Source organism: Jatrophihabitans sp., assembly GCF_036389215.1.
GTDB lineage: Bacteria > Actinomycetota > Actinomycetes > Mycobacteriales > Jatrophihabitantaceae > Jatrophihabitans_A.
Genome location: NZ_DASVQG010000068.1, coordinates 18,249 through 29,348 on the forward strand (window position 1 = coordinate 18,249; position 11,100 = coordinate 29,348).

Below are 11,100 nucleotides of genomic sequence, written 5' to 3' on the forward strand. Positions count from 1 at the left end.
TGAATGAGAGCGGTGGCTACGCCGAGCGTGCACTCAGCTGATGCCGAATGCCGACTTCAGCGGCTCGATCGCGAAGTAGATGGCGAAGAACGCCGCCACCGCCCACATCAGCGGATGCACGACCCGGGCCTTGCCGACGGCCACCTGCAGCACCACGTAGCTGACGAAGCCGGCGCCCACCCCGTTGGTGATCGAGTAGGTGAACGGCATCAGCACGATGGTGAGGAACGCCGGCAGCGCGAGCTCGAGGGTGTAGAAGTCGATGTTGCGGACCTGGCGCATCATCAGGACGCCGACCACCACGAGCGCCGGGGCCGCCGCCTCCGACGGCACGAACTGCGCCAGCGGCGAGAGGAACACCGTGATTCCGAACAGCAGTCCGGTGACGACCGAGGCCAGGCCGGTACGCGCGCCGTCGCCGATGCCGGCGGCCGACTCGACATAGGTGGTGGCCGACGACGCGCCGGTGGCGCCACCGGCTACGGCCGCCAGTCCGTCGATCAGCAACACCTGCTGGATGTTGGGCAGCTGGCCGTCCTCGTCGAGCAGGTCGGCCTCCTGGGCCAGCCCGATGGTGGTGCCCATCACGTCGAAGAAGTCGCTGAGCACCAGCGAGAACACGATCACGATGCCCGAGATGATGCCGACCGCGGAGAACCCGGCGCCCAGGGAGAAGTCCCCGAGCAGCTTCAGGTCCGGCGCGCCGAAGTCCTTGCCCTCGAACGACGGCACGTTCAGCGCCCAGCCCTTGGGGTTGTCCAGCTCGCCCTTGGCGTTGACCTGCGGGCCCAGGTTGCCGATCGCCTCGATGATCACGGCCAGCACGGTGGAGAACAGGATGCCGATCAGGATGGCGCCGCGGACCTTGCGGGCCATCAGCACGGCGATCAGCAGCACGCCCAGGACGAACACCAGGGTCGGCCAGCCGTTGAGGTGCCCGCCGATGCCGATGTCGACCGGGGTGCCCGCTCCGCGCCGGACGAAACCGGCGTCGACCAGCCCGATCAGCGCGATGAACAGCCCGATCCCGACGGCGATGGCGCTCTTGAGCTGGGCCGGGATGGCCCGGAACACCGCGACCCGGAAGCCGGTCAGCACCAGCGCCGTGATGATCAGGCCCTCGATCACCACCATGCCCATCGCGGCGGGCCAGGACATCCGGGTCGCCACCTGGAAGGCCACGAAGGCGTTGAGCCCCAGCCCGGTGGCCAGCGCGAACGGATAGCGCCCGACCAGCCCCATCGCGATGGTCAGCACGCAGGCCACCAGGGCGGTCACGGCGGCCACCGCGCCGAGCGCCGGAGCCTGCCCACCGCCGAGGAACTTCCCGTCGGCGTCCTGGACCGTGCCGATGATCAGCGGGTTCAGCACCACGATGTAGACCATCGTCACGAAGGTCACCAGGCCGCCCCGCACCTCCCTGGCGACGGTCGACCCGCGTTCGGTGATGGCGAAATAGCGGTCCAGTCCGGTGCTGCGCCGGGTGGTGCCGGGTGCGGTCTCGGTTGCCATGCTGCTCCTGGTATCAGGCTCGGATGACGACGGTATTACGTGTTCCGGGACGGTCGAGTGACGTGGTCGGTGGCGTAGCCTGCCCACTGTGAGCAGGACTGGCAAGCCCCGAGCACCGATTGTCGCCCGGGACGGCTCGGCCGGCCCGGAGGCAGAGCCGCTCGCCGCTGCCGGCGCCCAGAGAATGGCCGTGGACGCCCGCCGGGTGGTACTGGCCGGCACCGCCGCGTTCGGCCTGGCCTTCCTGGTCCTGCTGCCGTTGTGGAGCTGGCTGGGTGAGCACGGGCACCGGGTCTGGCTGTGGACGGCGCTGGCCGGGACGGTGCTCGGCCTGCTGGCGCTGCCACTGGTGCGCAAGCACTCCGATGAAGGCCGGGTTGGCTGAGCTGGTCGTGCGCCGGCTGCGCCTGCAAGCGGCACCGGGCGACCTGCTGAGGACCCTCTCCCGCTCCGGCGAACTGGACACCCGGGTGCTGGTGTGCCTGGCCGGCTGCTGGGCCGACCGGGCTGCGGTGATCTGCTGGAACCCGGTCCGGCAGGTCGGCGACCCCGGCTCGATCGGCGAGCCGGCCGAGGTGACCGGCAACGCTCCGGGTGCCGTCGGCGGCGGCTGGTTCGGCTGGTGGAGTTACTCCGGCCCGTCCTGGTTCGGCTTCTTCGAGCAGGTACTGCGCCGGGACGTCGACGGCGGCTGGTGGCTGGAGTCGATCGCCGGCAGGCCGGCCGGGGAGCTGGCCGAGCAGGCCGGGATGATCGAGCGGATCGCCCGCGACACGGCGCCGCCGGAACCGCCGGTGATCGGCGACCTGACCGGCACCTCCCGCGACCGGCACCTGGCCGCTGTGGAGCAGGCGATCGCCGCGATCCGGGCCGGCCAGCTGTACCAGGCCAACATCTGCGCCCGGTTCGAGGCCCGAGTGAGCGGTTCACCGGTCGAGCTGTTCGCGGCCGGCCTGGCCCGGCTGGAGCCGGACTACGCCGCGTTCGTGCGGACGCCGGCCAAGACCGTGGTCAGCTTCTCGCCGGAGCTGTTCCTGCACCGGGACGGCGACCGGGTACGGACCGCGCCGATCAAGGGCACCCGGCGCCGGCTCGGCTCGGCCGCGGACGCCACCGGAAACGCCGTCGGGGAGGCCGGTGCGGTTGGGGAGGCCGGTGCGGTTGCGGAGGCCGGTGCGGTTGAGGAGGCCGGTGCGCTCGATGCCGACGGTGCCGTCGGTGCGGCCGATGCGGTCGCGGACCGGGCGATGGCCCTCGACCTGCGGCAGTCGGCCAAGGACCGCGCCGAGAACATCATGATCGTGGATCTGATGCGCAACGACCTGTCCCGGGTCTGCCTGCCCGGCAGCGTCAGCGCCCCGCACCTGCTCAGCGTCCGCCCGGCACCCGGCGTCTGGCACCTGGTCTCCGAAGTGACCGGCCGGCTGAGCCCTAGCGCGACCGATGCGGACCTGCTGGTGGCCTGCTTTCCACCTGGATCGGTCACCGGGGCTCCGAAGATCCGCGCCCAGCAGTTGATCGCGGAGCTGGAGGACGCCAGCCGCGGGGTGTTCACCGGCGCGATCGGCTATCTCAGCCCGCTGCCCGGCCGTCTCGGCGCTACCCAGGCCGTTCCTGCGCAGCCCGATCCCGCCCACCCCGGCGCCGGACCTCGCGCCGGCCGGGTGGAGTTCAACGTCGCGATCCGCACCTTCGAGATCGTCGGTGACCGGATGGAACTCGGCGTCGGCGGCGGGATCACCGCCGATTCGGTGCCGATGCAGGAATGGCAGGAATGCCTGGTCAAGGCGGCTCCGCTGCTGGCCCTCGGAGGCGCCGCGGTGTCCGAGGACCGGCCGCTGCCGGCGCCGGCCGTGGTGCGATCCCAGGACGGGGTGATCGAGACCATGCTGGCGGTCGACGGCCGGATCGTCGCGCTCACCGACCACCTGGCCAGGCTCCAGGCATCGTGCCTGGAGCTCTACCGGCTACCGCTGCCCACCGACCTGCCCCGGCAACTGCACCAGGCGGTGGCCGGCAGCACCGGCCGGCAGCGGGTGCGGCTGCGGTTCGGACCCGGCCTGCCGGACGCGCAGATCGAGGTGGCGCCGGCCGCGGAGGGGCACGCTCCGGTTGCCTTGCATCGCCACCCCGGTCGCCGGGGCAGCTGGCGGCACAAGTGGGCGGACCGCGAATGGCTCAGCGGCCTGGAATCGGAGGGCAGCTGGCCGCTGTTCACCGGACCGGGCCCGGACGGCCGCGAACTGGTGCTGGAAACCAGCCGGAGCAACCTCGCGGTGATCTGCCGGGCGGGCGTGCTGCGGACCCCGGTGTTAGGAGAGAACGTCCTGCCCGGGATCACCCGGCGGCGGTTGCTCGACGCCGCCCTGGACCGGGGCTGGCCGGTCGTGCTCGGACCGGTCTCGCTCAGCGAGGTCCGGGACGCCCGCCTGGTGCTCAGCCTCTCCAGCGTTCGCGGAATCGCTGCCGTCGGCTCCCTCGACGGCGGCCGGCTGGCCGTCGACCAGGCCTTGCTCGCCGAGATCGGCGGCTGGCTGGGCTGAGGGTCGGGCGTCATCGACGGAGGCGGTGGAGCGTTCGTCCTCGGCTGCGTCCCCGGTCTCGCGGGGTTCGAGGTCGACCAGGTCGTCCTCGAAGATCTCACCCGGCTCGTCGGCGACCTGTTCGACCGCGGCCTCGGAATGCGCGCCGCAACCGAACTCGACCGACACCACCTGGCCGTCGGCCTCGGTGATCTCGTTGCCGCACACCCCGAACCCGGCCCGTAGCGAGCCGGCCAGCGGCAGGAAGAACCCGCAGGTCCCGCAGTTGCCGGGCGCCTGCTTGGCCATCGGGCTGTCCGGACCGTGGGAGCCGGCATGCCAGCGCTCGGCAGCGTCCAGCCGGCCCAGCCGCGACAGCACCCGGACCCGGCCCAGGCCTAGCTCGAAGGCCACGTCCTCGACCTGGGGGTCATCGGAGAGCAGGTAGGCCGGTGCCAGCCGGGGATCGTCCGGCGCGGTCGGCAGCAGGTCGCCGGGGCTGAGGTCACCCGGTTGCAGCCGCTCGCTCCACGGGACCCATTCCGGCGCGCGGAGCGACTTCTCGCCCGGCAGCAGCACGACTTCGGCGACCGTCGGGTCCGAGTCCGGCGCGCGCACCACCGTCACGGCCCAGAACCAGCCGACGTAGCCCGGCAGCGAGGCGGCGAAGGCGTGGGTGACGGCCAGCTCCCCTTCCGGGTGCACGCCGAGGTGCTCGCCGACGTCCGTGCCGGCCATCTCGACGGCGGCGGCCCGCGCCAGCTCCACGGCGGCGGCGGTGGGGCCGTCAACGGTCTGCGGATGGCTCGACGGGCTCGGAGCGGTCACGGCGTCATTGTCGCACCATTCGCGACCGGCTGAGCACATTGCCGGGCCACCGGCCGCCCTGGTGGGGCAGGATAGAGCCGTGACGGTGGGAGACGGGTCGGCATCCTCGGCCAGCGCCGGCGAGGCGGACGCGGACGGCTACTCCGTCCCCACCTATTCCGATGCCGCCGGCACGTCGAGGGTGTCCGGCGGCCCGGCCACGAGGCGGCGCCGGACGCCCCGGGTGTCGGTCCGCCCGGTCCGCACCAGCAACGTCACGGTCACCCGGGCAGTGCTGGTCCGCAGCAGTTACCTGTCCCGGCTGCTGGCCCACAAGGTGATCTCGGCCAGCGAAGCCGACGGCGCCCGCGAGTCGGGATTGACCGCGCTCATCTGGAACCAGGTGATGTCCTACGCGGCCGACGCGATGGTGACCGTCGCGCTGGCCGGCACGGTGTTCTTCTCCGCGCCCTCGGAAGCCCAGCGCGGCAACGTGCTGCTCTACCTGCTGATGACGATGGCCCCGTTCGCGATCGTCGCGCCGGTGATCGGGCCCGCGCTGGACCGGGTGCAGCACGGCCGGCGCTGGGTGATGGCCGGCACCGCGCTGGGGCGGGCGGCGCTCGCGATCGTGATGGCGATGCACTTCACCGACCTGCTGGTGTTGTTTCCGGCCGCGCTCGGATCGCTGGTGCTGTCCAAGGCCTACGCGGTGATCCGGTCCTCGGCCGCGCCGCGGCTGGTGCCGACCAACCTGACGCTGGTCGAGGCCAATGCCCGGCTGTCGATGTTCGGACTGGTCGCCGCCGTGCTGGGCGGCGCCCTGAGCGGCGTGGCGATCAAGGCCACCGGGTCCTACCCGTTCGGCCTGTGCATCACCGCCGCGGCCTTCACGATGACCGGCGTCTCGGCGTTGCGGCTGCCCAAGATCGTCGACGCGCTGCCGGCCACGCTGCGGTACAAGGGTGACCTGCGGGCCGCCCGCGCCAGCCGCCGCCGTCCCAGCGGGCTGTTCGGACGGCTGGTCGAGTGGACCCGGCGCGGGTTCGCGCCGCCGGTGATCGTGGCGCTGCAGGGCGAGTCGACGCTGCGCTGGCTGGCCGGCTTCATGACCATGTTCCTGGCGTTCTACATCGAGTCGGTGTCGCACGGCTGGCAGGCGGTGGCCAGTCTCGGCGCCCTCGGCGCGGTGAGCGGGGTCGGCAACTTCGTCGGCACCGGCATCGGCACCCGGCTGCGGATGGCCCGTCCGGACCTGATCATCCTGCTGTGCACCGCCGCCGCGGCGACCGGCTGCGTGGTCGGCGCGGTGTTGTTCAGCTTGCCACTGGCCATCGGCTCGATGCTGATCTGCGCGGTGTCGAACTCGCTGTCCAAGCTGTCACTGGACGCGATCATCCAGCGCGACGTGGCCGAGACGCTGCGGTCCTCAGCCTTCGGACGTTCGGAGACGTTCCTGCAACTGGCCTGGGTGCTCGGTGCCACCATCGCGCTGCTGCTGCCATCCGGCAACGGCCGGATCGGGTTCATCGTGGCCGCCTGCGTGCTGGTGTTCGTCTCGATCACCATGTCGCTGCACGAGCGGGCGCTCAGGTCCCACCGGCTCAGAGCCCAGCAGGCCTAGCAGGGTTCGACGGGGTAGATGAGCGCCAGGATCCTGGTCGTGACCGCGGTGACCGCCGAGCGGGACGCCGTGCTGGCCGGGCGGCGCCCGGCAACCGGCATGGTGGCGGGCCTGCAGGTGCACCGCGTGCTGACCCCGGCCGGGTTGCTCGACGTGGTGTGCGGCGGCGTCGGGCCGGTTGCCGCGGCGGTCAGCACCGGCTGCCTGCTGCCGGCGGGCTATTCGGTGGCGGTGTCGGCGGGCATCGGCGGTGGCTTTCCGGCCGCCGGCGTCGGTGCCGTGGTGGTCGCCGACACCGTGGTGCACGCCGACCTCGGCGCCGAGACGGCCGAGGGCTTCGTGTCGATGGCCGAGCTGGGCTGGGGCGCGGTGCGGTATCCGGTCGATCCCGGCTGGGCGGCTGCGCTCAGCGGCCGGACCGGTGCGGTCACCGGCGCGGTGCTGACGGTGTCGACGGTGACCGGCAGCCAGCAGCGCGCCGACCGGCTGCTGGCCAGCTACCCCGACGCCGTCGCCGAAGGGATGGAAGGCGTCGGGGTGTGCCTGGCTGCCACCCGGGCCGGGGTGCCGTTCGCCGAACTGCGCACCATCGCCAACCCCGTCGGTCCCCGGCACCGGGAGTCCTGGCGGGTGTCCGAGGCCCTGGCCGCGCTCGGTGCCGCGTTCGACCGGCTGCTCGCCGAGCCGCTGGCCGCCGGAGCCCCCGCATGACCGCCCTGGAACTGGCGTTCTCGCCCTGTCCGAACGACACCTTCATCTTTCACGCCTGGACCCACGGCCTGATCCCCGGCGCCCCGGCGACCCGCGTCACCTTCGCCGACGTGGATATCACCAACACCGCCGCCGAGCAGGGTCGCTTCGACGTCGTCAAGGTGTCCTACGCCGCGCTGCCCTGGCTGCTGCAGCGTTACCGGCTGCTGCCGTGCGGCGGCGCGCTGGGCCGGGGCTGCGGCCCACTGGTGCTCAGCGCCGACGACCGGCCGGACCTCGACGGTGCCCGGGTGGCGGTGCCGGGTGAGCGCACCACCGCCTACCTGCTGATGCGGCTGTGGGCGGCCGGGCAGTCACCGGCCTCGGTCGAGGTGGTGCCGTTCGCCGAGATCATGCCCGGGGTGCGCGACGGCCGGTTCGACGCCGGGCTGGTGATCCACGAGGCCCGGTTCACCTATCCGCGGTACGGGCTGCGGGCGCTGGCCGACCTGGGGCAGTGGTGGGAGCAGAGCACCGGGCATGCCATTCCGCTCGGCGCCATCCTGGCCCGCCGGGAACTCGACGCCGCGGCGCTGACCGACGTGCTGCGGGCGTCGGTGGACTACGCCTTCGCCCATCCGGAGGCCTCGGCGGACTACGTGGCCGCGCACGCCGACGAGCTCGATCCCGAGGTCCAGCGCCAGCACATCGAGCTGTACGTCAACTCCTTCAGCCGGGACCTCGGCGAGGAGGGGTATGCCGCGATCGAGTTGCTGCTGGACCGGGCGCACCAGGCCGGGCTGGTGCCGGCCTTCGGCCCGCTGCGCTGACCGGCTGCTCGCTGACCCCCGGGCCGGCAAGCCGCTACCCGCATGAAAGGGCCCCGGCAGCCAACTGCCGGGGCCCCGCGCGAACAGCCGTTAGCTGTCCAGGTTGTCGGCCACCGCCCGCAACAGGGTGGCGACCTTGCGCCCCTCGGCGCGATCGGGGTAGTGCCCGCGTCGCAGCGAGTTGCCCACCTTGTCGAGCAGCTTGATCAGGTCCTCGACGATCGGCGTCATCTCCTCGGCCGGTCGCCGGGTGGCCTTGACCACCGACGGCATCGGCTCGAGCAGCCGGACCTGCAGGGCCTGGTTGCCCTTGCGGCCCTGCACGATCCCGAACTCGACGCGCTGTCCGGGCTTGAGCTCGGGAACCCCGGCCGGGAGGGCGTCCTTATGCACGAAAACGTCGGCGCCCTCGTCGTCGGCAAGAAACCCGAAGCCCTTTTCGGCGTCAAACCACTTCACCTTGCCGGACGGCATGACTGAACACCCCATTACTCGTGTCACGACTGGAATAACACTGCCAGTTCAAGATTGCCTCGGTTACAAACAACTGACGCCCGCACGTCGTGCGGACGTCAAGGTCACAGGCTATCGCGCGATCGGAGCCCGGCGCACCGGAGATACCGGATGCACGCCGGCAACCACCGCCGGACCGGGGTGCGGTCCGTCTGGGTTTCGCCCTGTTCGCGGTGGACCGCCTCAGCTGATGCCCAGCCACGTGCGAGCCGACCGGTGCACCGACTCCGGCAGTTCCGGGGCGGTGAGCAGCTTCGGGGCGAGGCTGCGGTCACCGGTCAGCGCCCGCAGGGTCTCTGCCAACGTCAGCCCGTGCGCGGGCCGTTCCAGGATCCGGACCTCGTCACCCGCGCCCACCGCACCCTCGGTCAGCACCCGCAGGTACGCCCCCGGCCGGCCGGCCGCGATGAAGCGCTTGGGCAGCCGGTCGACGTTCCAGAAGGCGGCGAAGGTCGAGCACGGTATCCGCGGCACCGCCACCTGCAGGATCGTCCGGCCCACCCGCCAGCGCTCGCCGATCACCGCGTTGGTGACGTCCACGCCGCGCAGGGTGAGGTTCTCCCCCAGGGAGCCCGGCTGCAACCGGAAGTCGAGCTCGTCCGCCAGCTGCTCCTGCCACCACTCGGTGTCCTCGCTGGCATAGGCGTACACCGCCTGGTCCGGGCCGCCGTGGTTGACGGTGTCGCAGATCGAGTCACCGTCCAGGCCGAGCCGGCGCACCTGCACCGGCTGGGCCACCGGACGCTTGTCGATGCCGGTCTTGGCCGGTTTCTTGTTGGCCCGGACTCCGGCGGCGCGCAGCGGGGGCAGGTCGATGACGTGCGCGAGGTTGACCGCCAGTACCCGCGAGTTCGCAACCGACACGGCCTACACCCTAGGTCACGTGGCACACTGATATTTCGGCCTGTCGCCGGGGCAACGCCGGTTCTGCGCCGTTGCCGGGCAACGGCGCCGCACGGACCAGGGCAGCGCGAGCGAACGCAGAGGGTGACGCAGATGGCCGGCATGACGCCGCACAACCAGCCGAACAACCAGCCCCAGCACACCTGGGACGATGCCTACCCCGAACACCCGGTCAACGAGCTGCTCTCGGACAAGCCCGGCTCGCAGAGCCCGTTCGGGGACGACCTCACCTTCCCGCTGCCCGTGGAGGAACTGAACTACCGGCACCCGGGCCCCGACAACCGGCCGTTCCTGGCCGGCGGCTGACTCCTCGCCAGTTGGTGTGACCGCACAACCGCAGGCTCCCGCGCGCTCCGGCGCCCCCCAGACCCTGACCGAGTGGCTGCGAGGCTGGACCGACGCCCAGCTGGTCACGCTGCTGCGCCTGCGTCCGGACCTGGCGCTGCCGGCGCCGGTCGACCTCAGCACGCTGGCGAGCCGGGCCAGCGTCCGGACTTCCATCTCCCGGGCGCTGGACGGGATGGACGCCTTCACCCTGCGGACCCTCGAAGTGCTCGTCTGCACCGGTCCGGAGGCCTCCCTGGCCGCCGTGCAGGCATGGTTCCAGCCGGAGCTGGCCGCCGACGCCGCGGCCGCGGTGGACCGGCTCGGGGAGTGGGCGCTGGTCTGGGGCGACAAGGAGCGGCTGCACCCGGTGGGCACCGTCCGGGAGGTGCTCGGCCCGTACCCGGCGGGGCTCGGACGCAAGGCGGCCGACCTGTACGCCGCGGTCAACGACATCGCGCTGGCGCCACTGCTGCGCCGGTTGGGATTGCCGCCGGCCACCCAGCCCAGGTCCGGCAGCTCCGCGGCGGCGGCCATCGAGGAGCAGTTCCAGCAGTTGCTGGCCGACTGCGCGCCGGCCGAGCGCTCGATCCTGGACCGGCTCGCGGCCGGACCACCGATCGGCGGCCTGCGCAACGCCCTGACCGGCCTGCAGCTGCGGGACGAGACGGACAACCCCGCCCGCAACCTTCTGGAGCGCGGCCTGCTGGTACCGATCGACAATCACACCGTCGAGTTGCCCCGCGAGCTCGGGCTGGCGTTGCGCTCGCAACCGGCCGGCGAGGTGTCGCCGCGGCCACCTGAGATCCAGGCGATCGAGCGCGGCAGCTCGGTGATCGACGGCGGCGGCTGCACCCAGGTGCTGGAGACCGTCCGGCTGGTCGAGCTGCTGCTGACCGAGGTCGCCACCGACCCCCCGGGTTTGCTGCGCGCCGGCGGCCTGGGGGTACGGGAGCTGCGGCGGCTCAGCCGGGTACTGGACGCCGCTGAGCCGGTCACCGCGCTTCTGCTCGAGGTGGCCTTCGAGGCCGGGCTGCTGTCGCATTCGACCAGCGCGGACCCTACCTACCTGCCGACCACCGAGTTCGACAGCTGGCTGCGCCGGGGCACGGCCGAGCGCTGGGTGCAGCTGGCCACCGCCTGGCTCTCGATGACCCGGTTGCCGAGCCTGGTGGGGGCCCGCGACGACCGGGACAAGACCATCGCGGCGCTCTCGGCCGACATCGAGCGGCACAGCGCTCCGGCCCTGCGGTTACAGCTGCTCGGCCTGCTCGCCGAGCTGGCGCCGGGGCTCGCGCCCGGCTCGGACGAGCAGCTGCTGGCCCGGCTCCGCTGGCAGGCGCCGCGGCGGGCCCCGGCCAACCGCAAGAGCGCG

General features: G+C 72.3%; 9 protein-coding genes and 3 pseudogenes. 8 read left to right on the forward strand and 4 right to left on the reverse strand.

Going from position 1 to position 11,100, the window contains the following annotated elements:
• Positions 1-33 precede the first annotated feature (33 nt).
• The gene (locus VF542_RS03200) at positions 34-1,512 is read right to left on the reverse strand and encodes an NCS2 family permease (RefSeq protein ID WP_408650262.1); all 1,479 of its coding nucleotides are present in this window, start codon (positions 1,510-1,512) and stop codon (positions 34-36) included.
• 88 nt (positions 1,513-1,600) lie between these two features.
• On the opposite strand from VF542_RS03200, the gene VF542_RS03205 reads away from it, so the two are divergent.
• The 3 genes and pseudogenes from VF542_RS03205 to VF542_RS03215 all read left to right on the forward strand — a co-directional run.
• Positions 1,601-1,897: a DUF2530 domain-containing protein gene (locus VF542_RS03205; RefSeq protein ID WP_408650263.1), complete on the forward strand. Its 297-nt coding sequence runs from the start codon at positions 1,601-1,603 to the stop codon at positions 1,895-1,897.
• Between the two features lie 364 nt (positions 1,898-2,261).
• Positions 2,262-3,320: pseudogene (locus tag VF542_RS03210) on the forward strand (chorismate-binding protein); the annotation flags it as partial.
• A gap of 66 nt (positions 3,321-3,386) precedes the next feature.
• Positions 3,387-3,929, forward strand: a pseudogene (locus VF542_RS03215) (aminotransferase class IV); the annotation flags it as partial.
• On the opposite strand, the gene VF542_RS03220 reads toward VF542_RS03215, so the two are convergent.
• Entirely contained in the window at positions 3,825-4,862 is a 1,038-nt protein-coding gene (locus VF542_RS03220; RefSeq protein ID WP_408650264.1) for a DUF3027 domain-containing protein, read from the reverse strand. The pseudogene VF542_RS03215 and the gene VF542_RS03220 overlap by 105 nt on opposite strands.
• A gap of 79 nt (positions 4,863-4,941) precedes the next feature.
• On the opposite strand from VF542_RS03220, the gene VF542_RS03225 reads away from it, so the two are divergent.
• From VF542_RS03225 to VF542_RS03235, 3 genes are read left to right on the forward strand one after another with little or no spacing between them, the layout of a single operon-like run.
• Entirely contained in the window at positions 4,942-6,465 is a 1,524-nt protein-coding gene (locus tag VF542_RS03225; RefSeq protein WP_408650265.1) for an MFS transporter, read from the forward strand.
• Positions 6,466-6,483: 18 nt separating this feature from the next.
• A complete protein-coding gene (locus VF542_RS03230) occupies positions 6,484-7,176 on the forward strand; it encodes a futalosine hydrolase (RefSeq protein WP_408650266.1) in 693 nt (230 codons plus the stop codon).
• On the forward strand, positions 7,173-7,985 hold the full coding sequence (locus VF542_RS03235) for a 1,4-dihydroxy-6-naphthoate synthase (protein ID WP_408650267.1): 813 nt from the start codon (positions 7,173-7,175) through the stop codon (positions 7,983-7,985). The genes VF542_RS03230 and VF542_RS03235 overlap by 4 nt, the downstream gene beginning before the upstream one ends.
• A 90-nt stretch (positions 7,986-8,075) precedes the next feature.
• Here the strand turns inward: VF542_RS03235 and VF542_RS03240 are convergent, their stop codons facing one another.
• Together VF542_RS03240 and VF542_RS03245 are read right to left on the reverse strand one after the other, a co-directional pair.
• Positions 8,076-8,459: a cold-shock protein gene (locus VF542_RS03240; RefSeq protein WP_408650268.1), complete on the reverse strand. Its 384-nt coding sequence runs from the start codon at positions 8,457-8,459 to the stop codon at positions 8,076-8,078.
• A gap of 222 nt (positions 8,460-8,681) precedes the next feature.
• The gene (locus VF542_RS03245; protein ID WP_408650269.1) at positions 8,682-9,362 is read right to left on the reverse strand and encodes an MOSC domain-containing protein; all 681 of its coding nucleotides are present in this window, start codon (positions 9,360-9,362) and stop codon (positions 8,682-8,684) included.
• A 132-nt stretch (positions 9,363-9,494) separates the two neighbouring features.
• Between VF542_RS03245 and VF542_RS03250 the strand changes: the two genes are divergently transcribed.
• On the forward strand, positions 9,495-9,707 hold the full coding sequence (locus VF542_RS03250; RefSeq protein ID WP_408650270.1) for a hypothetical protein: 213 nt from the start codon (positions 9,495-9,497) through the stop codon (positions 9,705-9,707).
• Between the two features lie 16 nt (positions 9,708-9,723).
• A pseudogene (locus VF542_RS03255) lies at positions 9,724-11,100 on the forward strand (hypothetical protein); the annotation flags it as partial.

Coding starts and splice junctions, on each gene's coding strand:
- VF542_RS03200 (WP_408650262.1), bottom strand. CDS start 1,512: ATGGCAACCGAGACCGCACCCGGCACCACCCGGCGCAGCACCGGACTG.
- VF542_RS03230 (WP_408650266.1), top strand. CDS start 6,484: ATGAGCGCCAGGATCCTGGTCGTGACCGCGGTGACCGCCGAGCGGGAC.
- VF542_RS03235 (WP_408650267.1), top strand. CDS start 7,173: ATGACCGCCCTGGAACTGGCGTTCTCGCCCTGTCCGAACGACACCTTC.
- VF542_RS03240 (WP_408650268.1), bottom strand. CDS start 8,459: ATGCCGTCCGGCAAGGTGAAGTGGTTTGACGCCGAAAAGGGCTTCGGG.
- VF542_RS03250 (WP_408650270.1), top strand. CDS start 9,495: ATGGCCGGCATGACGCCGCACAACCAGCCGAACAACCAGCCCCAGCAC.